The organism is Streptococcus sp. FSL R7-0248 (assembly GCF_037967965.1).
In the GTDB taxonomy this organism is placed as follows: Bacteria; Bacillota; Bacilli; order Lactobacillales; family Streptococcaceae; genus Streptococcus.
The window spans coordinates 2,188,951-2,211,521 of record NZ_CP150201.1 but is presented as its reverse complement, the minus strand read 5'-3'; the positions used below and the strand labels follow the sequence as shown (position 1 = coordinate 2,211,521).

20 protein-coding genes, 3 tRNA genes and 1 other annotated feature are annotated in these 22,571 nt (G+C 36.8%); of the genes, 15 read left to right on the top strand and 8 right to left on the bottom strand.

Going from position 1 to position 22,571, the window contains the following annotated elements:
- Window positions 1-239: 239 nt before the first annotated feature.
- Both NYE32_RS10380 and NYE32_RS10375 read right to left on the bottom strand, forming a co-directional pair.
- Window positions 240-1,007: a ParB/RepB/Spo0J family partition protein gene (locus tag NYE32_RS10380; protein WP_037599381.1), complete on the bottom strand. Its 768-nt coding sequence runs from the start codon at window positions 1,005-1,007 to the stop codon at window positions 240-242.
- A 65-nt stretch (window positions 1,008-1,072) separates the two neighbouring features.
- Window positions 1,073-2,308 (bottom strand): trypsin-like peptidase domain-containing protein, encoded by a 1,236-nt coding sequence (locus NYE32_RS10375; RefSeq protein WP_002892211.1) that lies wholly within the window; start codon window positions 2,306-2,308, stop codon window positions 1,073-1,075.
- 205 nt (window positions 2,309-2,513) lie between these two features.
- Between NYE32_RS10375 and rlmH the strand changes: the two genes are divergently transcribed.
- Together rlmH and NYE32_RS10365 are read left to right on the top strand one after the other, a co-directional pair.
- Window positions 2,514-2,993, top strand: a complete 480-nt coding sequence (rlmH, locus tag NYE32_RS10370; RefSeq protein WP_037598563.1) for a 23S rRNA (pseudouridine(1915)-N(3))-methyltransferase RlmH — start codon at window positions 2,514-2,516, stop codon at window positions 2,991-2,993.
- Between the two features lie 16 nt (window positions 2,994-3,009).
- Window positions 3,010-3,693: a YoaK family protein gene (locus NYE32_RS10365; protein ID WP_002892206.1), complete on the top strand. Its 684-nt coding sequence runs from the start codon at window positions 3,010-3,012 to the stop codon at window positions 3,691-3,693.
- A gap of 25 nt (window positions 3,694-3,718) precedes the next feature.
- Here NYE32_RS10365 and NYE32_RS10360 read toward each other — a convergent pair.
- A tRNA-Arg gene (locus NYE32_RS10360) sits at window positions 3,719-3,792 on the bottom strand.
- Window positions 3,793-3,978: 186 nt separating this feature from the next.
- Between NYE32_RS10360 and NYE32_RS10355 the strand changes: the two genes are divergently transcribed.
- Window positions 3,979-4,050, top strand: a tRNA-Glu gene (locus NYE32_RS10355).
- Window positions 4,051-4,072: 22 nt separating this feature from the next.
- Window positions 4,073-4,146, top strand: a tRNA-Asn gene (locus NYE32_RS10350).
- Between the two features lie 96 nt (window positions 4,147-4,242).
- On the opposite strand, the gene NYE32_RS10345 is transcribed toward NYE32_RS10350, so the two are convergent.
- From NYE32_RS10345 to NYE32_RS10335, 3 genes are all read right to left on the bottom strand, one after another.
- The gene (locus NYE32_RS10345; protein WP_156685137.1) at window positions 4,243-6,837 is read right to left on the bottom strand and encodes a YfhO family protein; all 2,595 of its coding nucleotides are present in this window, start codon (window positions 6,835-6,837) and stop codon (window positions 4,243-4,245) included.
- A 49-nt stretch (window positions 6,838-6,886) separates the two neighbouring features.
- Window positions 6,887-8,509: an ATP-binding cassette domain-containing protein gene (locus NYE32_RS10340; protein WP_037602413.1), complete on the bottom strand. Its 1,623-nt coding sequence runs from the start codon at window positions 8,507-8,509 to the stop codon at window positions 6,887-6,889.
- 66 nt (window positions 8,510-8,575) lie between these two features.
- Entirely contained in the window at window positions 8,576-9,448 is an 873-nt protein-coding gene (locus NYE32_RS10335; RefSeq protein WP_049545979.1) for a YitT family protein, read from the bottom strand.
- 144 nt (window positions 9,449-9,592) lie between these two features.
- Window positions 9,593-9,832: a binding site (T-box leader), on the top strand.
- Between the two features lie 45 nt (window positions 9,833-9,877).
- Between NYE32_RS10335 and trpS the strand changes: the two genes are divergently transcribed.
- Both trpS and guaB read left to right on the top strand, forming a co-directional pair.
- Window positions 9,878-10,900 carry a tryptophan--tRNA ligase gene (gene trpS / locus NYE32_RS10330; RefSeq protein WP_037599375.1) on the top strand — a complete coding sequence of 341 codons (1,023 nt, stop codon included), beginning with the start codon at window positions 9,878-9,880 and terminating at the stop codon, window positions 10,898-10,900.
- Between the two features lie 178 nt (window positions 10,901-11,078).
- On the top strand, window positions 11,079-12,560 hold the full coding sequence (gene guaB / locus NYE32_RS10325; protein WP_021144763.1) for an IMP dehydrogenase: 1,482 nt from the start codon (window positions 11,079-11,081) through the stop codon (window positions 12,558-12,560).
- Window positions 12,561-12,753: 193 nt separating this feature from the next.
- Here guaB and recF read toward each other — a convergent pair whose 3' ends face one another.
- Window positions 12,754-13,854 (bottom strand): DNA replication/repair protein RecF, encoded by a 1,101-nt coding sequence (recF, locus tag NYE32_RS10320; protein WP_037599373.1) that lies wholly within the window; start codon window positions 13,852-13,854, stop codon window positions 12,754-12,756.
- 2 nt (window positions 13,855-13,856) lie between these two features.
- Entirely contained in the window at window positions 13,857-14,234 is a 378-nt protein-coding gene (gene yaaA, locus NYE32_RS10315) for a S4 domain-containing protein YaaA (protein ID WP_037599372.1), read from the bottom strand.
- A gap of 77 nt (window positions 14,235-14,311) precedes the next feature.
- Here yaaA and NYE32_RS10310 point away from each other — a divergent pair, with 77 nt between their 5' ends.
- The 9 genes from NYE32_RS10310 to NYE32_RS10270 all read left to right on the top strand — a co-directional run bounded on the left by NYE32_RS10310 (window position 14,312) and on the right by NYE32_RS10270 (window position 22,524).
- A complete protein-coding gene (locus NYE32_RS10310) occupies window positions 14,312-15,562 on the top strand; it encodes a pitrilysin family protein (protein ID WP_156685138.1) in 1,251 nt (416 codons plus the stop codon).
- Between the two features lies 1 nt (window position 15,563).
- Window positions 15,564-16,841: a pitrilysin family protein gene (locus NYE32_RS10305; protein WP_073689261.1), complete on the top strand. Its 1,278-nt coding sequence runs from the start codon at window positions 15,564-15,566 to the stop codon at window positions 16,839-16,841.
- Between the two features lie 58 nt (window positions 16,842-16,899).
- On the top strand, window positions 16,900-17,757 hold the full coding sequence (locus tag NYE32_RS10300; protein WP_073689262.1) for a RodZ domain-containing protein: 858 nt from the start codon (window positions 16,900-16,902) through the stop codon (window positions 17,755-17,757).
- A 12-nt stretch (window positions 17,758-17,769) separates the two neighbouring features.
- Window positions 17,770-18,312 carry a CDP-diacylglycerol--glycerol-3-phosphate 3-phosphatidyltransferase gene (gene pgsA, locus NYE32_RS10295; RefSeq protein WP_002892178.1) on the top strand — a complete coding sequence of 181 codons (543 nt, stop codon included), beginning with the start codon at window positions 17,770-17,772 and terminating at the stop codon, window positions 18,310-18,312.
- Window positions 18,313-18,324: 12 nt separating this feature from the next.
- Window positions 18,325-19,155, top strand: coding sequence for an energy-coupling factor ABC transporter ATP-binding protein (locus NYE32_RS10290; RefSeq protein ID WP_073689263.1), 831 nt, complete (start codon window positions 18,325-18,327; stop codon window positions 19,153-19,155).
- Entirely contained in the window at window positions 19,131-19,973 is an 843-nt protein-coding gene (locus NYE32_RS10285; protein ID WP_073689264.1) for an energy-coupling factor transporter ATPase, read from the top strand. Before NYE32_RS10290 ends, NYE32_RS10285 begins: the two co-directional genes overlap by 25 nt.
- On the top strand, window positions 19,966-20,760 hold the full coding sequence (locus NYE32_RS10280; protein ID WP_002892171.1) for an energy-coupling factor transporter transmembrane protein EcfT: 795 nt from the start codon (window positions 19,966-19,968) through the stop codon (window positions 20,758-20,760). Before NYE32_RS10285 ends, NYE32_RS10280 begins: the two co-directional genes overlap by 8 nt.
- 300 nt (window positions 20,761-21,060) lie before the next feature.
- Entirely contained in the window at window positions 21,061-21,642 is a 582-nt protein-coding gene (locus tag NYE32_RS10275; RefSeq protein ID WP_073689265.1) for a LysM domain-containing protein, read from the top strand.
- A 183-nt stretch (window positions 21,643-21,825) separates the two neighbouring features.
- Window positions 21,826-22,524, top strand: coding sequence for a transglycosylase SLT domain-containing protein (locus tag NYE32_RS10270; protein ID WP_073689266.1), 699 nt, complete (start codon window positions 21,826-21,828; stop codon window positions 22,522-22,524).
- Window positions 22,525-22,571 lie beyond the last annotated feature (47 nt).

The following is a 22,571-nucleotide window of genomic DNA, read 5'->3' as shown; positions in this document are numbered from 1 at the left end:
TCCATCAATTCTCCTTCTTTATTCTTGTTCTCTGATTCTATCATAAAACAAAAAAGTTTTCCACAGGTCAGAAGATAAAAGTTTTTCGAGTTATCCACAGCGAAAAAAAAGACAATTCACATTGTGCACAAGAGTTATCCACAAGTTGTGAATAAAAAAAGAAACCCTCTAAAATAAAGGGAGGGCAACATTTTTATGATGTGGATAAGTTTGTTTCTTTTTTCTCATCAATTCACAGGTCAAATTAGCTTGTTGATAATTCTGTTAAAATCTTCCTCCGTCGAAAAGTGGATCTGAATAGTTCCAGAGTGATTTTTGTGATAACGAAGAGTAACGGGGAGACCAAGTGATTTTTCTAGTTCTTTTTCTTTATCTTTTAAGTGAATATCTTTTTTTGATTTTTGTTTTTTAGGAAGTTCTTGAAGTCTTTTTTCCAGAGTACGAACGGACCATTTTTCAGTAAGCACCTGATGATAGATAGTTAATTGCTTTTGGGTATCCTCAACAGATAAAAGCGCTCTAGCATGTCCTTGACTCAGTTTGCCATTTTCGATACTTGTCTGTATCTCTTTGGGAAGTTGGAGGAGTCTGAGAGCGTTACTGATATAGGGCCTGGATTTCCCCATAGCTTTTGCCAGTTCCTCGTGACTGTAAGCTAACTCATTAATTAAACTACGATAGGCCTTTGCTTCTTCAATAGGATTGAGATTCGAGCGTTGTAAATTTTCAATAATAGCTTGTTTACGACTCTCTTGATCTGAGACTTCCTTTACGACTGCAGGGATTTCTGTCATTCCCAGACGTTTACAGGCACGTAAACGTCTTTCCCCAGCAATTAGTTCATAACCAATAATGTCCGATTTTCGGACAATGATTGGCTGTATCAGTCCATTTTCAGCGATTGATTGGCTCAGTTCTGCTAATTCTTCATCAGAGAATTCTATACGAGGTTGAAAAGGATTTGGGTAGATTTCACTAATAGGTAAAGCTTTGAGTTGTTCTTGCATGTTATTCCTTTCCAAAAAAGACCTTTACATTATTGTAAAGGTCTTTTGACAGATTTGTCAATGACTTAGTCAGATAAGTCTTCTGTAGATTTTGTTAATTTAAGTTCTTCAGTTTTCTTCTCTTTACCACGATAGAAGGTTACCTTGATTGTATCTCCGATACTATGGCTGTAAAGATTGGTTTGAATATCAGTTTTTGAGCTGATTTCCTTACCGTCAATTTCAGTAATAACATCATTTTCTTGAAGTTTACCGTCAGCTGGCATACCTTTTTGAACGCTACCGACAACAACTCCAGATTTAACTTCATCTGGTAAATCTAATTTAGAAGTTGCACTGCTAGAAAGGCTATTAAGATCGGCCATTGAGATTCCTAGGGCTGGGCGTGTAACTTTACCGTCTTTTTCCAATTGATTAATGATTTCGACAACATCGTTTGATGGAATGGCGAATCCCATACCTTCAACGGCACTACCAGCGACTGCTGACGTTGATGAAATCTTACTTGAGTTAATACCGATAACTTGTCCTTCAATATTGACTAAGGCACCACCAGAGTTACCAGGGTTAATGGCAGCATCTGTTTGGATAGCATTTGTTGAGACAGTTTCACCATTGTCGTTTTGCATAGTTACGGTACGGCTAAGGCTAGATACGATTCCCTCTGTTACTGAGTTGGCGTATTCGGTACCAAGTGGGCTACCGATAGCAATTGCCTTTTCACCAACTGTGAGGGAGTTTGAATCTGCAAATTCTGCGACGGTTTTTATTTTATCTGAAGAAACTTTGACAACTGCTAGGTCAGAGTAAGTATCTTTACCAACGAGTTCACCAGTAATTTTTGATCCATCTGAAAGCATGATTTCAAGTTTTTTAGCACCATCAACAACGTGGTTGTTGGTTACGATGTAGGCCTCTTTCCCATCTTTTTTATAGATAACACCGGAACCTTCACCAGCGACTTGCAATCCATCAGAATCTTTTGATTTGTCTTGGCTAGAATCAGAACTATCATCTCCACCAAAAATACGACCATAAAGTTCATTTAGGGAATCTGAAGATGAGCCTTCTTGGTAATTGATGACAGAAACAACGGCATTTTGTACTTTCTTAACGGCCTTAGTTGTATCTGTTGTATTGTTGTATACGGTCTTAGCTGTTTTAACACCTGTATCTGTTGTATTGGTAAAAGATACCCCTGCTGCTGTTAATAGGATAAAGGCACCTAGTAGACCACCTAGTAAGCCAATAACAAGCATTGCAATTGGCGCTACTATTTTTTTCCAGTTAAATTTTTTCACGTTTAGTCCTCCTTTTTGATAAACATATCAAAGTAAGCTTAATTATATCATAAAGTGATTTTAAAAAACAGTTATCAACAGTCTGTGGATAAGTTTCAAAAAGTGTAGATAAAAAGCGATTTTATAAGGATAACTCTAGATGCTTGACACGAAAAAGGTGTGGATAAGGTGTTAAAAGATTGTGGATATGTGCTATAATAAGCCTATGAAAGTTAAATTGATTACCGTTGGAAAACTGAAAGAAAAATATTTGAAAGATGGCATTGCGGAGTATGTCAAACGACTAGGACGCTTCACAAAATTTGAATCTATAGAATTAACGGATGAAAAGACGCCAGATAATGCAAGTGAAGCTGAAAATAAAGCTATCCTAGACAAAGAAGGACAGCGTATCTTGGCTAAAGTAGGTGATCGTGATTATGTCATTGCCTTAGCTATTGAAGGAAAACAATTTCCCTCGGAACAATTTGCTAAAGAGTTAGAGCAAGTAACCCTTAGAGGCTATTCAGATATTACTTTTATTATAGGGGGCAGTTTGGGACTCTCTCCAACAGTAAAAAAGAGAGCTAATCGATTGATGAGTTTTGGTCTCTTAACATTCCCTCATCAGCTTATGCGCCTTGTATTAGTAGAACAAATTTATCGTGCATTCATGATTCAGCAGGGAAGTCCTTATCATAAGTAGAAAAAAGGAAACAGACATGTTCAGAATGAAAAAACGCTCCTATCGTGTTTTTGAAGGATTACGAGTAGCAACTCTAGTTAGTTATATAGGAGGCTTCATTGATGCCTATACTTACAATACTCAAGACGGTCGATTTGCAAGTATCCAGACAGGCAATCTCCTCTATTTGGTCATTCACCTTGTTGAGGGGCATATTGCAAGAGCTTTTAGCTATGTAATACCTATCTTTTTCTTTGTTTTAGGTCAGTTTTTTGTTTTTTTTGTTAAGAAGTGGCTCATTAACCATAAGTGGGGATGGCATTTGCAAGCGATTAGACTTGCCCTTCTCTTGATGACTATTCTTGCAATTATTACACCATACGTTGATTCTACTATTACGATTGCAGGCTTGGCATTCTTCGCCTCTCTTCAAGTAGGTATTTTTAAGCGAGTCAGAGGTGTAAATTATGCTTCCTTTATGATGACTGGTAATATTACTAATACTTCTTTAACCATTGCTAGGGCTATTGACGAGGGTGATGCCAAAGCGCTTAAACAAGCTTCTTATACAACTATTATCATCTTTACATTCATGGTAGGAGTCGCAGCCTCAACTTGGTTTGCTCAATATTTACATGAATACAGCCTATATACGACTTTGCTTCCCTTGTTTGTTTTAAATTATTTCTTATTTATTGAGGCAAAAGAAAAACGCAACTAGAGATTCTAGAATGCGTTTTTTTATCTGATCCCAGCAGGATTCGAACCTGCGACCGTTCGCTTAGAAGGCGAATGCTCTATCCAGCTGAGCTATGGGACCAATAACTCTATTAGTTTACAAAATATATAGCAACATGTCAATACTTTGTAAAAGCAAGATAAAAACTAACGTAAAATTCGAATAAATTTAGCAAAATTTAATATTTTTTTTGAAAAAAAGTATAGACAAAATCGAATACTCTGATATAATAATAAGAGTATTAATGAGATAAAAATCTCAGAACTTGGTCCGTTGGTCAAGGGGTTAAGACACCGCCTTTTCACGGCGGTAACACGGGTTCGAATCCCGTACGGACTATTTTTGCTACTTAGCAGTTTTATCCGCCATAGCTCAGTTGGTAGTAGCGCATGACTGTTAATCATGATGTCGTAGGTTCGAGTCCTACTGGCGGAGTGATAAGACACCTCAAGTTGTATAGCTTGAGTTTTTTTGTACCCAAAGTTAAATAGGTCTGGAACACTTGTTCCAGACCTATTTAATTTAAGATAATCAGCTTTTTTGAATAATAGTTGTTTTTCTGATGAAGTAAGCGTAGCAACAAAATATGATACTTGCCAATAGACTAATCAATGAACCTGTCTTAAGTCCATAGGGAATAAAGGTTAGAACAACTTTTCCTTTTCCACTAGGGACATCGACTTTCATGAACCCCTTTTGGGCTCGTTGAATCTTAACTTTTTTATGATTTACGGTCGCTGTCCATCCCTTATCATATGGAATGGTAAAGAATAGTGAGGCATTCGTTTTACTGCTATAATCAACGAACACTTTATTTTTTGACGTAGTAACCTTGCTATCACGTTCATTAATAGTATCCATAGCTATCTGATAGTTTTGAGTATCAAGGGCATAAAAACTAGGATTATCAAAGGATATTGCTTTATTGCCAGGGAAACTAAGTTTGATGGTAACCATTGATTCTGTTTCAAAGTAGCCAAGGTCAAAGAAATCAAAGGTATTATCAGTAACTTGATTCTTTGTCATACCGTTTACAGTAATTGACAGAGAGTGGTTATTGTCATCAGACCAAGAAATATTAGGAATACTAACATGGAGTTGACTATGTGGTGGAGCAATAACTTGATAGGTGATTGTTACAAAATCTTTATTCGAGTTGCTAACGTTTTTAGCCACGCGCTGATTCAAAGATCTAGCATCCTTATCAAACAGTTGAGATGGAGCTCGTTTAAAATAGGTTAAGTTAAGTCCAGAGAGAGTATTCAGCAAGCTAGTTTGATTGTCAAGCGTATTGACAGTGAAGTCAATATTATTGTAAATGCCATCAGTTAAGATAGCAAGCTGACTTGCATTATTATTTTGATAAAGTCCTATTGTTTTCTCAGAAGTTACGTGATTAAAACCATACTTATTAAGGTCAAAGTTCGATAAATTATATTTTATTCCGAAGAGACTATCAGCGATAATGGTGTTATTTTGGTAACGTAGGTTTAAATTAGTCCCTTCAGATTTGAAGCCTAACCTATCGAGTGTTGAGCTTGAAGCGGTATTTCGAATGGATGAAAACTGAGAAATACCATTATAATTGAATTTCATACTGTCGTTACCAGTTTGAGCCTCTAACCTTTCAGTACGGTAAAAAGTTTTATTTGCTTGCTTAGTTTTTGAAACTAGTTTTGTAATGGCAGACATATTTCGCAGATAGCCTTCATGAGTTGGGAATACCCACTCATTTCCAAGAGCTCCAACAACATAGTAAGTACTTAATGTAAGCTCAAAAATGCAGAATAAGAAGGTGAAACAGCGAAAAACACTCCCAGGAATTTGCTGTCTAAAATAGCTAGTAAATAGAATAGCATAGGCTAGGAGAAATGCTAGACTTAATAGCCAGGAGACTGATTCAATAAAGCTATAGTGAGATTGGAAAATCCAAGTTAGTAAGTAAGCGGTACTCAATCCTAAGAAAGATAGGAGGAGTCTTTTAAAAGAAAACTTTCTAATTCGGTTGAGTGTTTCTCCTGCCAAAAGAACAATTAGGAGAGATAGTAGCCAAGAATAGCGATGGAGAAACATGTTGGGTGCATGCATTCCTTGCCAAAACAAATCAAGAGGCTGTAAGTAGAAACTAGCGATAAAGAAAGCTACTAGTAAGAGGTAACCTAGACGTAATGATAGCTGGATTTCCCTACTAATAAAGAAAAGTAGAAAAAGAATCAAAGGTAAGATTCCCACATAAATCATAGGGATTGATCCGAATTTAGTAGTATCGTAAACTCCAACGAGATTTTTCGCAAAGAAGTCAAAATAATAGGTGGGCTCTGTCAACAAACTTGACGCAACTGTAAACTTTTCACCATGTGTTGTCAAGTCAAGTAGCGTTGGCAGCAGCATGACAGCACTACTTAAACCAGCTAGTATAGAGACAATTCCAAAGTCTATGAAATGAAGAATCTTACTCTTCCACCCCTTGATAGTTATCAATTGTACTATGGTGTAAAGGGTTAGGAAAATAGCCATCATATATCCAAAATAGTAGTTTTGGATAAAAAGGCAGGTTAGACTAAAAAAGTATAAGCCCCGTCTATTGAATCTTAGTAAGAGGTGTAAACCTAATATAATTAGAGGTGCTAGAATAAAGGCATCTAGCCAGGTGTTAATTTCTAACTGACTGGTAGCAAAGCTCATCAAAGCAAATCCTGTAGAAAGACATAGGATGAAACTTCTTGACACTTTTGTAAAGAGACGCTTAAAGCTAAAAGCTCCTGAGAGCCCAATAAGACCAAACTTAAGCAGTGTTATATAATAAAAAGCATCGGCCATTTGGTTGACAGTAAAGAAATAGTAAAGTGGAGACAAGAAGGAACCTAAGTAATAGCTTGTTAGAGCATAGAAATTAAGACCTAGCCCACTTGTAAAGGTGTAAAAGAGGCTTCCATCTCCATGAAGTATATTCCTAAGTCCAGTTGCAAAAATCACATACTGATGAAAACCATCACTTGTTAAAATAGTCCGCTCACTACCAGGATAGATTTTTTGGCTATACAGCACACCTATCATGATTAGTACTGGCAAGAAAAAGGCAGCCAGATAAAATAATAAAGTCGTATGGTATTTTTTATTTGTCATAATGATACTAAGACAGGTTGGGATATCCCAACCTGCATCTTTTTATAGTTTAATCAGCCCATAGTGCTTTGACTTTAGCTTGCACTTCTTCATTTTCAAGGAATTCATCATAAGTTTCATCAATACGGTCAATAACCCCATTTTTAGAAACGACTACGATGTGGTTCGCTATTGTTTGGATAAATTCATGGTCATGACTGGCAAAGATAACAGACTCTTTGAAGTCACGGACACCATCATTCAGACTTGAGATTGATTCCAAATCCAAGTGATTAGTAGGATCATCTAGAAGAAGGACGTTAGATTTCAAAAGCATGAGCTTAGAAAGCATGACACGTACCTTTTCTCCCCCTGAGAGAACACTAACAGATTTATTAACCTCATCTCCTGAGAAGAGCATACGTCCAAGGAATCCACGCAAGAAGGTATCATCATCTTCACCTTTTTCGGCAAATTGACGGAGCCATTCGAGAATTGATTCACCGGATGCAAAGTCTTTAGAATTATCTTTTGGAAGGTAAGAGCGGCTAGTAGTAACACCCCATTTGATTGTACCTTCGTAGTCAATATCATCGGCAAGAGCACGAATTAATGCAGTTGTTTGAATATCGTTTTGACCGATGATGGCAGTCTTATCTCCTGGTCGCAAGATGAAACTAATGTTATCAAGAATAGTCTCACCATCCATCTTAACAGTGAGATTTTCAACTGTTAGAAGGTCATTACCGATTTCACGCTCTGCTTTAAAATTGATGAATGGGTATTTACGACTTGATGGGACGATTTCTTCTAGTTCAATTTTATCAAGCATTTTCTTACGAGAAGTCGCTTGTTTAGATTTTGAAGCGTTGGCAGAGAAACGTGCAACGAATTCTTGAAGTTCTTTGATTTTTTCTTCTGCTTTTGCATTACGGTCAGCCTGCAAGCGTGCAGCTAATTCTGAAGATTGTTTCCAGAAGTCATAGTTACCGACATAGAGTTTGATTTTACCAAAGTCAAGGTCGGCCATATGCGTACACACCTTATTCAAGAAGTGACGGTCATGGGATACGACAATGACCGTATTTTCAAAATCAATCAAGAAATCTTCAAGCCATGAGATTGACTGGATATCAAGACCGTTGGTAGGTTCGTCAAGAAGTAGTACATCAGGTTTACCAAAGAGTGCTTTTGCAAGGAGCACCTTCACCTTGTCACCATTAGCCAATTCACTCATGTTTTGATAGTGAAGGTCTTCTGAGATATTTAGGTTCTGAAGCAATTGTGAGGCTTCGCTTTCAGCTTCCCAACCACCCAATTCAGCAAAGAGTCCTTCTAATTCAGCAGCACGGACACCATCTTCATCTGAAAAATCTTCCTTCATGTAGATGGCATCTTTTTCTTTCATAATATCGTAGAGGCGTTCATTCCCCATGATAACAACATCAATGACGCGTTCATCTTCATAGTCAAAGTGGTTCTGACGAAGAACAGAAAGACGCTCATCAGGACCAAGAGAGATATGTCCTGTTGTTGGTTCGATATCACCAGCTAAAATTTTCAAAAAAGTAGATTTACCAGCACCATTGGCACCGATAAGACCGTAAGTATTACCTGGCGTGAAGGCAATATTAACATCATCAAAAAGTTTACGATCGCTAAAACGAAGCGATACATCCGATACAGTAAGCATATAATATCCTTTATTTTTATTCTTAACTACTATTTTACGAGAAATTAGACTTTATTTCAATCGATTTTATAAGGGATTAATAAAGTCATTTGGAACTCTTTGGTAATCTTTTTGGAGGCTAAATCCACGCCCCATAACTGTAGAAGCAGGAACAATGACGATAAAGGCAGTTTCATCTATTTTTTGGATTTCTTCTTGAACTTTTGGAACCTCATGAGTTGACAAGGTAGTCATAATCATATTTTGTGCATGTCCAGTATGTCCACCAAGAACTGGAATTTTTGTTGCACCTCTATCAGCCACTCTAGTGATGTATTTTAGGATTTGTTCACTATTTTGCGAAATGATTAGAAGATTTCGTGATGAATTGAGTCCGACCATCATTTTATCAATTGTAAGAGAAACAACTCCAAGTGAGAGAATGGAGTACATAACAGTATCAGGTGGAAAGGCAATAGCACTGATTGCGACAATGATTCCATCAACAATAAGTAGTACCATTCCTAGTGGGAGTGGCGTATACTTGTGGAGAATTTGTGTGATAATTCCAGTTCCCCCAGTTGAGGAATTTCCATAAAAGACTATTCCTAGTCCTAACCCTAATACAATCCCACCAAAAATAGCAGCCAACAAAGGTTGTTTGGTGAGTGTAGGTAAGCCCTCGGTTAATTTAATAAAAGTTGGGAAGATAAGAGATCCATAGAAGGTTTTTAGGAGAACTTCGCGACCAAGAAAGCACCAACATAAAATTAACAAAGGGATGGTGGTTGCTAAGACGAAGTTAGCATTGTTCCAACCAAAAAGGGCGTTTAAACTAATGGCTAGCCCTCCGACACCACCCGAGGCAATATTATTCTTAACTAAAAGTGAGTTATAGCCAACCGAAGCTATAAAAGAACCGATTGTAACTAAAAGTATATCTATTATTCGACGTTTCATATATTATCTCCTAGAAATGATATTCTTATTATCAAGTCTTTTTAAGTTTCCGTCAAGTATTGACTATTTTGGTTGTATCTAAGGTTGTGTTTCACGTGAAACTAGAAACATAATCTTGACAAGAATAGATAAAACAATGTAGAATAATAGTCATCAGAAGAGTAATTCTTTCCTTTTTTATAGAGAGCTGGTGGTTGCTGAAAACCAGTATGAAGGTGGAATGAATGGGCTGAAGAGAATTGACGGTTAACGTGAACACATAAACGTTAGGTTTGGCACCCCTTATCGTGCAACTTCTTTGTTGAGAAGGTTTGAGATGATAGCTTCAGAAAGAGTTATCAACTGAGGTGGTACCGCGTATCAAAAGTGATTAACGCCCTCACGCATGTTTTTGCGTGGGGATTTTTTTTGTATTAGAGAGGTAATTATATGACGAAACCTATTATTTTGACGGGAGACCGTCCAACAGGGAAACTTCATCTAGGACACTATGTTGGTAGTTTAAAAAATCGTGTCCTTTTACAAAACGAAGATAAATATAACATGTTTGTCTTTTTGGCTGATCAGCAAGCCCTTACGGATCACGCCAAAGAGTCAGAGATTATCAAAGAATCAATTGGGAATGTTGCTTTAGATTATCTCTCTGTAGGTTTGGATCCAACGAAGTCGACTATTTTCATTCAAAGTCAGATTCCTGAGTTGGCTGAGTTGACTATGTATTACATGAACCTAGTTTCATTGGCACGTTTAGAGCGTAACCCGACAGTTAAGACGGAAATTGCTCAAAAAGGCTTCGGAGAATCTATTCCAACAGGCTTTCTAGTTTATCCAATTTCTCAGGCAGCTGATATCACGGCCTTTAAAGCAAATTATGTTCCTGTAGGTAATGACCAAAAGCCAATGATTGAGCAGACACGTGAAATTGCACGTAGCTTCAATCATACTTATCATTGTGATATTTTGGTTGAGCCAGAGGGAATCTACCCTAAAAATGAAGCTGCAGGACGCCTTCCAGGTCTAGACGGAAATGCTAAGATGTCAAAATCCTTGGGTAATGGTATCTTCCTTTCAGATGATGAGGACACTGTTCGTAAAAAAGTCATGAGCATGTATACGGATCCAAATCATATTCGTGTGGAAGATCCAGGCCAAATTGAAGGTAATATGGTTTTCCATTATCTTGATATCTTTGGTCGCGAAGAGGATGCTACTACAATTGCTGAAATGAAAGAACATTATCAACGAGGTGGTTTAGGAGATGTGAAGACAAAACGTTATCTTCTAGAAATCTTAGAACGTGAGTTGGCTCCAATTCGTGAACGTCGTTTAGAATATGCCAAGGATATGGGAGAAGTTTTCCGTATGCTTGAAAAAGGTAGTCAAGCAGCGCGTGAAGTTGCTGGACAAACATTGGCGGAAGTAAAAGAAGCGATGGGAATTAAGTATTTCTAAGAAATAAAAAGTAGGGACTCAAGATAATCTGGAGCCCTATTTTTATTTGGAAAAAGGTTTTCTTAGAATCTTATGCGAAATCTGTTGACAAATCATTTTAGCATGATATGATATTAACAATTAAAAAATAGGCTGGGGTTTTTGTACCTCAAAACTTTGAGAAAAGAGGACGATTATAATGTCAAATTGGGACACTAAATTCTTGAAAAAAGGTTACACTTTTGATGACGTATTGCTTATTCCTGCGGAAAGTCATGTTCTACCAAACAACGTCAACTTGAAGACGAAATTGGCTAAAAATTTGACATTAAATATCCCAATTATCACTGCAGCCATGGATACGGTCACAGATAGTAAGATGGCTATCTCAATTGCTCGTGCAGGTGGTTTGGGTGTCATTCACAAAAACATGTCTATTGCGGAACAAGCTGAAGAAGTTCGAAAAGTAAAGCGCTCTGAAAATGGTGTCATCATTGATCCATTCTTCCTAACGCCTGAAAATAAAGTTGCTGAAGCTGAAGAGTTGATGCAGCGTTACCGTATCTCAGGGGTTCCAATTGTTGAGACACTTGAAAATCGTAAATTGGTTGGTATTATCACAAACCGTGATATGCGTTTTATCTCTAATTACGATACTCCAATTTCAGAACACATGACTTCTGAGAAATTGGTCACTGCTCCAGTTGAAACAGATCTTGAAACAGCTGAAAGTATTCTTCATGAGCATCGTATTGAAAAGCTACCTCTAGTTGATGAAGAAGGTCGTTTATCAGGACTTATTACTATTAAGGATATCGAAAAAGTTATTGAGTTTCCTAATGCAGCTAAGGATGAGTTCGGTCGTCTTTTGGTAGCAGGTGCTGTAGGTGTTACTTCTGATACCTTTGAACGTGCAGAAGCTCTTTTTGAAGCAGGCGCAGATGCTATTGTCATTGATACTGCACATGGTCATTCAGCAGGCGTTCTTCGTAAAATTGCTGAAATTCGTGCCCACTTCCCAGACCGTACTTTGATTGCAGGAAATATCGCAACAGCTGAAGGTGCGCGTGCACTTTATGAAGCAGGTGTCGATGTTGTTAAAGTAGGTATCGGACCAGGTTCTATTTGCACAACACGTGTGGTTGCGGGTGTAGGTGTTCCTCAAGTCACTGCTATTTACGATGCAGCTAGTGTTGCGCGTGAATACGGAAAAACAATCATTGCTGATGGCGGTATCAAATACTCAGGTGATATTGTAAAAGCTCTTGCAGCAGGTGGTAATGCTGTAATGCTTGGTTCTATGTTTGCTGGTACTGATGAAGCACCAGGTGAAACTGAGATTTTCCAAGGTCGTAAATACAAATCTTACCGTGGTATGGGATCAATTGCAGCGATGAAGAAGGGATCAAGCGATCGTTACTTCCAAGGTGCAGTTAATGAAGCGAATAAACTTGTTCCAGAAGGAATTGAAGGCCGTGTAGCTTATAAGGGTTCTGCTGCTGATATCGTATTCCAATTGATTGGCGGTATCCGTGCAGGTATGGGTTATACAGGTGCAGAAGATATCCAGGCTTTACATGACAAAGCTCAGTTTGTTGAAATGTCAGGTGCAGGACTTATTGAAAGTCACCCTCACGATGTTCAAATTACAAACGAGGCGCCTAACTACTCAGCTCATTAAAAAAACATAAAAGTACTTACTTCAGGTAAGTACTTTTTCTTTACATTGGTTTTTACATTGGTTTTTACAGTGGGTTTACAATATATTTACACAAACAAAATTGTCAATAAAGGGTTTGGGTGAGTTTTTGTTTACACTTTTTTAACATCACTTGTCATATATGTAAAGCACAGAAAACAGAAAAACAAGTCGCTTAATCGACTTGTTTTTCACAAATAATACCATTCTTGACTAAGAAGGTCTTTAAATCGGGTGGTAGGTTACTCAGATGATCAAGTGAAGTTGTCGTCATGAAGGTTTGAACCTCTTCGTCAATACTTTCTAACAGTTTGAGTTGACGGTGATTGTCAAGCTCACTCATGACATCATCGAGGAGAAGAATTGGAAATTCACCTGTTACTTTTTTTATCAGAGCAATCTCAGCCATTTTTAAAGAAAGAATGAGACTACGTTGTTGCCCCTGACTGCCGAAAGATGCGTTCATGTCATTAATGTAAAATGTTAAATCATCCCTATGTGGACCAACACCAGTGTTCTTTTTGAAGATATCCCTTTTGCGATTTTGCTTTAACGTGGTTAAAAATGATTCACGAATAACTTTGTTATTCCCGAATGGGATATTAGATTCGTAGGAGATTTTAAGGCGTTCTATCTGATTTGAGAGATTACTATGATGTCTATCTGCCTCTTCCTCTAATTGCTTGATAAATTCTAGTCTATGTTCGATAACGCGTGCTCCAAAATCGGAAAGCTGTTCATCTAACACGGAGAGAAAATTAATGTCTACATTGTCAGTAGATTTGAGATAGGCATTACGTTGCTTGAGTACATGATTATAACTTGATAGGTCTGAAAGGTAAACAGGCTTAATCTGTCCTAAATCAATATCTATAAATTTACGTCTTAGGCTTGGAGATCCCTTTACAAGTTGTAAATCCTCAGGAGCAAAGAGTACCACTGTCATGTGACCGATATAATCGGATAATTTAGCTTGTTTGAGGTGGTTGACCTTTGTTATGCGGCCTTTATTAGATAAACTGATTTCCAGAGGTAGCTTTCCACTATGACGATGCACGATGCCGTTCAGTTTGAGAGTATTTTGCTGAAATTGAATCAGTTCCTTATCTGAACGGGTCCGATGACTACGTGTCAATGCTAGAAAATAGATGGCCTCAAGAATATTTGTTTTTCCTTGAGCATTGCGACCAAGAAAAATATTGAGATGAGGTGAGAAGCTCACAGAGGCTTCAGTATAATTTCTAAAGTGTTGAATATCAATATTTTCGAGCCACATAGTTAGGTTCCTGGGAAACGAACGGGTTTTCGTTTAGTTTTATTGCCTTCTTTTGACGGATGTGCCTTTTGTTTCTTTTTATTATCCTGATTCATTTTTTTTACAATGGCAGCAACACGTGCTTTTTCAGCGACTTCTTTTTGATGCTCTTCAATTTCATTTGTTGTAGGAGCTACAATCGTTATTTCAAGTTTCTCAGACGGAATGGTAATAACATCTCCATAACGAAGTTTTTTTCCACGACGTTTTTCATCTTCACCATTGAATAAAACGGTATTGTTAGCTAAAAAACCTTTAATAGCTCCGCCACTATGAATGATACTTAATTCTTTTAAAAGTGCCTGCAGTGTGATGTATTCATCAAATAATTTATATTCCATAGTACCTCAACTTTCTCTTGAGATAAGATAGCATAAAAATGGTATAATTGGAAGCATAAACTTTTTAGAGGTTATCAATGAAAATTGCTGATGGTGTCTATGTACACTTCATTCCAACACAAAAATATAAAACTAATCGTATTGTTTTTCGAATGACAGGTTCTTTGAATAAACAAACAATTGCTAAACGAGCTCTGGTTTCACAAATGTTGGCTACAGCCAATCAGACGTATCCAACAGTACAGTCTTTTAAAGAGAGATTAGCTTCTCTTTATGGAACACAGTTGTCAACTAGAGTGTTAACTAAAGGGTTGACACATAGTGTTGACATAGAGTTGACATACCTGAAGGATGCCTTTATCCCTACGAATAATGGATTATTTTGGGAAGTTCTAGGATTTTTGAAAGAGTGTCTTTACAAGCCACCATCAAGAGTAGCTCAATACCAAAATAGAGTATTTGATATAGAGAAACAAAATTTAAAGACCTACCTTGATGTTGACACAGAGAATAATTACTATTACAGTGAAGTTAAAGGAAGAGAGCTTTATTTTGTAAATGAGGGCTTGAAAGTTCCCAAATATGGTCAAGCAGAACTTGTTGAAGCCGAGACTTCGTTTACAGCTTATCAAGAATTTCAAAGTATGTTGACAAGAGATCGTATTGATATCTTTATGGTTGGAGAATTTGATGATTATCAAGTACTCCAAGGTTTACATCGTTTTCCTTTGGAGGGACGTCAAGTTGATTTACAGTTTAGCTATAGTCAACCTTATGTCAATGTGGTGAAAGAAAAGATAGAACCTAGACAGAGTAGTCAATCTATTTTACAATTAGGGTACCAATTTTCATGTCAATATGGAGATAAAGATTACTTTGCTTTAATTGTATTCAATGCCATGTTTGGTGAATTTGCCCACTCTGCTTTATTTACAACGCTTCGAGAAAAGGAAGGATTGGCTTATTCAATTAGTAGTCAATTTGATGTCTTTACAGGTTTACTAGAAGTTTACGCTGGAATTGAAAAATCTAATAGAAATCAGGCTATGCGAGGAATTAGTAGAGAATTGAATTACATTAAATTAGGACGTTTTTCAAGTTCTCTCCTGAATCAAACCAAAAAAATCATACGAATGAATGCCCTACTCTCTGAAGATCATGCCTTAACATTGGTGGAACAACGTTTTAATAAGGTGATTTTTGGCGATAAAAGTCTTTCATTAGAGAATTGGTTAGATGAGATTGAGAAGGTTACTAAAAAAGATGTTTGCCGTGTAGCGCGTCAAGTTAAGCTACAGAGTTTGTTCTTTTTAGAAGGAGTGTCTTAGAATGGCTGCTTTGAAGAAACGTTATTATCAAAAAATTGATGAAGAAGTTTATTCAGCAATTTTAGATAATGGTATGTCTTTATCAATTATTAAGAAAAAAGGATTTTTAGAAAAAGCCGCCTTTCTGTCAACGAATTTTGGGGCGCTAGATAATCACTTTTATATTGATGGTGAGTTACAATCTTACCCTGCAGGTATTGCTCATTTTCTAGAACACAAGCTATTTGAGGATGAACAGGGAAGGGATGTGACATTGGATTTTGTCAAGCTTGGAGCTGATGTCAATGCTTTTACAACCTTGGATAAGACAACATATTATTTCTCTACCCTTGACCACTTTGAGGAGTCTTTAGAACTTTTATTAAAGTTTACATCAAAGTTTACAAGTTCTGAAGATGCTGTCAATCATGAAAAAAGAATTATTGAACAAGAAATAAATATGTATCAGGATGATCCTGATTATAGAGTATATCTGGGTTGTTTGCAAAGTTTGTATCCTAATACTATATTAGGACAAGACATTGCTGGAAGTGTTGATAGTATTGAAAAAATTACTGTAAATGACTTGAAAGATAATTTTGACTGCTTTTACAGGCCAGCAAACTGTCATCTCGTCTTGGTAGGTGATTTTGATGTTGAAGATGTTTACACTTTTGTCAATGAAAAACAAAGCGGGTTTACACTACCTGAGAGAATAGTTGAAAAAGAAAAGAACCCCATTGAGTCAGATATCCAAAAATTAGATAGTCTTCAAATGGAGATTTTCATCTCAAAGCTAGCCATTGGTTTTAAGAGTGTTCCTTTTACTGATAATCGTATGAGAGAAAACATACTGGTACAGTTGTTGTTTAATTTACTGTTTGGCTGGACGTCTCCTTATTATCAAAATTGGTATGCTGAAGGAAAAATAGACGAGTCTGTATCAATTGAATATGAGGTATCTAATCGATATTCATTTGTCATTATGACTATGGACACTGCAGAACCTATCCGTATGTCAAGCTTAATTCGTCAAGTGATGACGTCGGCAGATAAAAAAAGACTGTTGACGGATGAGGCATTGGATTTGCAAAAGAAAGCTTTCTATGGTGAATTTTTACGTAGTCTAGACAATATCCAGAATTTAGGAAGTCAGTATTTAGCTTATTTTGAGAATGATAAAACATACTTTGATTTTGGTCAGGAACTGATGAGCATTACTTCCAAGGATTTGAAGGATTTTTTGAATCATTATCTCTCAAATATAGAGATTACCGATTTTGTTGTCTTCCCTAAATAAGTGATTATTTGCTATAATAGAGACACGAAAACAAAGAAGAATATTAGAAAGGGGAAAAATGAAGTTACACTCTCTAGGTGAGCAATTACGTGCAGCACGTATAAAGAAAGAATTAAGTTTATATGATGTAGAAAAAATTTCTGGAGTAGAAGCTCAGTTTCTTCTGGCTATGGAAATGGATCAACTTAAAGCTTTGCCAGAGGACATTCAGCAAGAAGCGCTTGAAAAGTATGCCACTTCGGTTGGTTTAGATGGAAAGCGTCTGTTTGAGGAGCAGAGACAGAGCGAGCAAAAACTAAAAAAAGAAAAGAAACCAGTTGAACGTAAGGAAGAAAGCATAGCTACCAAAGCACCTATGTCACGCTTTTTAAAGCATAAACGTGAAGAAAAAAGAAAGTCTAACTATCTACCTTTACTAATTCTTAGTGCGGTTTCGTTACTTATCATTTGTTCAGTAGGTTATATTATTATTAGACATCTTTCTAATCAACCTCAGGTGATAAAACCGAATACTATCTCTACAGTTAATCATCTATCAACGGCTAGTAAGGCTAAATCGTCACGAAGCATTTCTGAGGTTACCGTTTCGGGGGCAAATGTAACAACGACAACTCAAGGAAATCAGCTAATGGTTGATTTCTCCAATGTAAATTCTTCAGTAGTTTTAGATGTAGAGTTATCAGAAAATAATGATGACACCTGGTTTTCAGTAGATAATTCAGAGACTTCAGAGAGTTACCTCCTTTCAAAAACGAAAAATTCAAAATACTCTTTAGATTTTTCTGATAAAACGAAACCAACTCAAATTATTATTGCTCAATCTTCAAAAGTAACTCTAAAGGTAAATGGGGAGTCACTTGATTTATCTCAATTAGATAAAAATACACCTAGCTACCTCACATTAAGAATCCAATAGAATCGAGAAGAAATGTTTAAAAAAGAAAATTTACCTAATTTATTGACACTTGCTAGAATTGTTTTGATTCCTATCTTTTTACTGATGACATCACTTGCGTCAAGTAATGTTATGCATATTGCTGCGGCGGTTGTCTTTGCTATTGCCAGTATTACAGATTATTTAGATGGCTATTTGGCACGAAAATGGCATGTTGTTACTAATTTCGGGAAATTTGCAGATCCATTGGCAGATAAGATGCTAGTGATGTCAGCATTTATTATGTTAGTCGGTATTGATCAAGCGCCAGCCTGGGTGGTTTCAGTTATTATCTGTCGTGAGCTTGCAGTCACAGGTCTTCGTCTTTTATTAGTGGAAAACGGTGGTACAGTTCTCGCTGCAGCTATGCCTGGTAAGATTAAGACAGTGACTCAGATGTTATCTATCATTCTATTATTGTGTCATTTGCATTTTATTGGAACAATTATGCTTTATATCGCTTTGTTCTTTACAATTTACTCAGGCTATGATTATTTCAAAGGTGCAGGTTTCTTATTTAAGGATACTTTCAAGTAGTACGATAAACAAATGATTGAAATAAAAAATTTAAAATTTAAATATCATCAAGATCAACCATCCTATATTCTTGATGATGTATCGTTTCACGTGAAACGTGGGGAGTGGCTATCCATTGTAGGGCATAATGGTTCTGGAAAATCCACGACAGCACGTCTTATTGACGGACTATTAGTGGCAGAGTCTGGGCAGATTATCGTTGATGGTCAAGAATTAACAGAAGAGAATGTCTGGGATATTCGTGATAAGATTGGCATGGTCTTTCAAAATCCAGATAATCAATTTGTTGGGGCGACTGTTGAAGACGATGTTGCTTTTGGTCTTGAAAATAAAGGTGTTCCCTATGAAGAAATGGCTTCAAGAGTTCAAGAGGCTCTGGAATTTGTAGGAATGTCAGAATTTAAGGATAGAGAGCCAGCTAGATTATCTGGAGGTCAAAAACAACGTGTGGCTATCGCAGGTATTGTAGCTATGAGACCATCAATTTTGATTTTGGATGAGGCAACTAGCATGCTGGACCCAGAAGGTCGCCAGGAATTGATTCAATCTATTAAAGCTATTCGTAAAGAATACGGAATGACTGTTTTATCAATTACTCATGATCTAGATGAGGTCGCTTTGAGTGACCGTGTTTTGGTTTTGAAAAAAGGTAAAGTGGAGTCTGTTTCAAGTCCTCGTGAACTATTTAGTAGAGGCACAGAGTTAATTGACTTAGGTTTGGATATCCCTTTTAGTGCATTATTAACTCAAAAGCTAAGAAATAAAGGTCTGATAGAGTGTGAAGACTATCTGACAGAAAAGGAATTGGTAGAACAATTATGGGAATCTCTCTCGAAAATGTAAGTTATATCTATCAAGCGGGTACTCCTTTTGAGGGGCGTGCCCTTTTTGAATTGACAACGACGATAAAAGATGGTTCATATACAGCCTTTATTGGACATACAGGAAGTGGTAAATCTACTATTATGCAGCTCTTGAATGGCCTCTATTTACCAACTAGTGGTCAGGTTCAAGTTGATGATACTATCATAACCAGTCAATCAAAGAACAAGGACATAAAACCAATTCGTAAGAATGTAGGTTTAGTTTTTCAATTTCCAGAAAGTCAGTTATTTGCAGAGACTGTTTTAGAAGATGTTGCCTTTGGACCTCAAAATTTCGGAGTTTCTAAGGAAGAAGCAGAACAACGTGCTATTGAAAGTCTAAAATTAGTTGGACTCCCGGAAGAATTTCATAGACAGAATCCTTTTGATTTATCAGGAGGGCAAATGCGACGTGTTGCCATTGCAGGGATTCTAGCTATGCAACCAGATATTCTAGTGCTGGATGAACCGACTGCCGGTCTAGACCCACAGGGACGGAAGGAATTGATGTCTCTCTTTAAGGAGTTACATCTTTCTGGAATGACGATTGTTTTAGTCACTCACTTGATGGATGATGTTGCCGATTATGCGACAGCTGTGAATGTTATGGAAAAAGGGCAACTGGTATTTTCGGGAGCTCCTAAAGATGTTTTTCAAAAGGTTACTTTTCTTAAAGAAAAACAATTAGGTGTTCCTAAAATTACAGAGTTTGCACTACAGCTACAAGAAAAAGGTTATCGATTTGAAACTCTCCCTATTACAATCGAGGAATTCGTAGAGGTGGTGTCGCATGGATAAGTTAATTATTGGACGTTATATTGTTGGGGACTCTTTTATACACCGATTAGATCCTAGAAGTAAATTATTAGCCATGCTGATTTATATTGTTATTATCTTTTGGGCTAATAATCCCTTAACTTATGCTGTAATAACTTTATTTACACTTTTCTTGGTTTTCTTGTCTAAAATAAAACTTGGTTTCTTTTTAGGTGGAATTAAACCAATGATTTGGATTATTTTATTTTCTACCCTATTTCAAGTTTTCTTCAATACAAAAGGGAGTGTGCTTTGGTCTATCGGCTTTTTAAAGATTACGGAAGTCGGTTTAAATCAAGGTTGGATGATATTTCTTAGATTTATCCTCATTATTAGTTTTTCTACCCTACTTACTCTAACGACAACACCTTTAAGTTTATCTGATGCAGTTGAATCACTTTTAAAACCACTTACTGTTTTCAAAGTGCCAGCACATGAAATTGGTTTAATGCTATCTTTGAGTCTACGTTTTGTACCAACTTTGATGGATGATACGACTCGTATTATGAATGCTCAAAAGGCGCGTGGTGTTGACTTTGGTGAAGGAAATATTATTCAGAAAGTACGGTCAATAATACCTATTTTAATTCCTTTGTTTGCATCAAGCTTTAAACGAGCAGATGCTCTGGCGATTGCTATGGAAGCACGAGGCTATCAAGGTGGTGAAGGACGAACAAAATATCGTCGACTTTCATGGAATAGTCGAGATACCTTATCAATTATTGCTATTTTAGCTTTAGGATTAATGCTTTTTTATCTTAAGAGTTAATTCGTTGAGATAAATAAAAACTAGGTCTTAAGACCTAGAAATTTTAGATGGACGCCCACGTAGGCGTTCTTTTTTCGTCTAATCCCAACCTACTTGTAATATTTTTAATATCCCTAACAAGGGGATGTTATATTTCCAAGGTATCATAGATACATGGTTATAGTTCTTCAGCTTAATCTGGATTGAAAAATCCCTATATAGAATAAGCCAGTTGATTTACCCATTAGTCATAAACAATAAAATAACTTAATATCTTTGACTAATATGGATTGGACTATAAATAGATAAAGGAGCATCATCATGCAAAAAAAGAATACATCTAACACTAAAAAATTAGGTCTTTTTGGACTTGTTACAGTAGCAACACTTGGAGCAACAGCCTTAGCTAATGCAGAAACTTACACAGTTCAAAAAGGCGATACCCTTTCAGCTATTGCTAAGAAGAATGGTACGACTGTAGATGAAATCGTTTCAAAAAACAGTATTCAAGATGCCAATAAGATTTCTATTGGTCAAAACTTAACAATTAATGAAACTACTGAAGAAACTACAGAACCTTCAGTTACAACAGAAGCAACAGAAGCAACTGCTGAATCAACACAATCAACAGAGTCTACACAAAGTGAAGATACTCAAGCAACCAATACAAATCTTTCTTCTTCAGAGGCAGCTGCCAAAGAAGAAATTGCACAACGTGAGTCAAGCGGTAGCTATACAGCTCAAAATGGGCAATATTATGGACGTTACCAATTAGCATCATCATATTTGAATGGAGACTTGTCTCCTGAAAATCAAGAGAAAGTAGCAGATAATTATGTAGCAAGCCGTTATGGTTCATGGACTGCAGCTCTTGCTTTCTGGAATGCTAATGGTTGGTACTAAATCATTATTACTGACTTATGAGGAAAACTAGTAAAACCTCATACAAATAAGGGAAAAATGCCAGATTTTTGGCATTTTTTTATTAAATTGATAAATAATTGTAACATTAGACATAATACAAATAATCGGCAGTAATATTACTAGGTTATGATGAATGTAACTAGAATTAACTAGGAGGGATTTATGTTTAAAAAAAGTTATAAGGGACGCCGTATTAAATTTGCAGCGAAGAAATCATTGGCGGTACCAGTAGCAATTGTAACAAGTTTTATTGTCATTTTGGCAGTATCACTGTCTACACTAATTAATAAAGGGTTGGTTAATGCATTTTCAGATTCTGTTACTCCAGCGCCTTCAACAGCATCAACAACGTCAGAATCGACAGCAGATTTAGTAAAATCAACAGAAATTAGCTCAAGTAAAGATAATAAGGCTAATAAAGAAAAGGTTGAAGAAAGTAAGCCTCAGTCAGAAACAACAGGAGAAGCGGTAGAAGCAGCTGAAAAGTCTCAGTCAGATACTGCTACTACAAGCACTGCTACAACGAGTACTGATACTACGTCGACTCAAAATACTGGGACAGCTCCTTCGGCTGCTGCAAGTGGTAGTGGGTCAGTTGTTCTCTCAAATGGTAACACTGCAGGAGAAGTTGGTTCTTATGCAGCGGCACAGATGGCAGCTGCTACTGGTGTTCCTCAGTCAACTTGGGAGTCAATTATTGCGCGTGAGTCAAATGGTGACCATACTGCAGCAAATGGTTCAGGTGCATCAGGTCTTTTTCAGACAATGCCTGGATGGGGCTCTACTGCAACGGTTGAGGATCAAATTCAATCAGCCTTGAATGCCTATAACGCACAAGGTTTGTCAGCTTGGAATTACTAATATTAATAGAAGTTGGGAGCATACTCTCAGCTTTTTAATTTGGATGT

Bases quoted from the DNA above. Each gene is read 5' to 3' on its own strand.
- recF (WP_037599373.1), bottom strand. From the start codon at position 13,854: ATGTGGCTCGAAAATATTGATATTCAACACTTTAGAAATTATACTGAA.
- NYE32_RS10340 (WP_037602413.1), bottom strand. From the start codon at position 8,509: ATGCTTACTGTATCGGATGTATCGCTTCGTTTTAGCGATCGTAAACTT.
- NYE32_RS10280 (WP_002892171.1), top strand. From the start codon at position 19,966: ATGGATAAGTTAATTATTGGACGTTATATTGTTGGGGACTCTTTTATA.
- pgsA (WP_002892178.1), top strand. From the start codon at position 17,770: ATGTTTAAAAAAGAAAATTTACCTAATTTATTGACACTTGCTAGAATT.
- NYE32_RS10365 (WP_002892206.1), top strand. From the start codon at position 3,010: ATGTTCAGAATGAAAAAACGCTCCTATCGTGTTTTTGAAGGATTACGA.
- NYE32_RS10335 (WP_049545979.1), bottom strand. From the start codon at position 9,448: ATGAAACGTCGAATAATAGATATACTTTTAGTTACAATCGGTTCTTTT.
- NYE32_RS10270 (WP_073689266.1), top strand. From the start codon at position 21,826: ATGTTTAAAAAAAGTTATAAGGGACGCCGTATTAAATTTGCAGCGAAG.
- NYE32_RS10275 (WP_073689265.1), top strand. From the start codon at position 21,061: ATGCAAAAAAAGAATACATCTAACACTAAAAAATTAGGTCTTTTTGGA.
- NYE32_RS10310 (WP_156685138.1), top strand. From the start codon at position 14,312: ATGAAAATTGCTGATGGTGTCTATGTACACTTCATTCCAACACAAAAA.
- NYE32_RS10285 (WP_073689264.1), top strand. From the start codon at position 19,131: ATGGGAATCTCTCTCGAAAATGTAAGTTATATCTATCAAGCGGGTACT.
- rlmH (WP_037598563.1), top strand. From the start codon at position 2,514: ATGAAAGTTAAATTGATTACCGTTGGAAAACTGAAAGAAAAATATTTG.
- NYE32_RS10290 (WP_073689263.1), top strand. From the start codon at position 18,325: ATGATTGAAATAAAAAATTTAAAATTTAAATATCATCAAGATCAACCA.
- yaaA (WP_037599372.1), bottom strand. From the start codon at position 14,234: ATGGAATATAAATTATTTGATGAATACATCACACTGCAGGCACTTTTA.
- NYE32_RS10305 (WP_073689261.1), top strand. From the start codon at position 15,564: ATGGCTGCTTTGAAGAAACGTTATTATCAAAAAATTGATGAAGAAGTT.
- guaB (WP_021144763.1), top strand. From the start codon at position 11,079: ATGTCAAATTGGGACACTAAATTCTTGAAAAAAGGTTACACTTTTGAT.
- NYE32_RS10300 (WP_073689262.1), top strand. From the start codon at position 16,900: ATGAAGTTACACTCTCTAGGTGAGCAATTACGTGCAGCACGTATAAAG.
- trpS (WP_037599375.1), top strand. From the start codon at position 9,878: ATGACGAAACCTATTATTTTGACGGGAGACCGTCCAACAGGGAAACTT.
- NYE32_RS10380 (WP_037599381.1), bottom strand. From the start codon at position 1,007: ATGCAAGAACAACTCAAAGCTTTACCTATTAGTGAAATCTACCCAAAT.
- NYE32_RS10345 (WP_156685137.1), bottom strand. From the start codon at position 6,837: ATGACAAATAAAAAATACCATACGACTTTATTATTTTATCTGGCTGCC.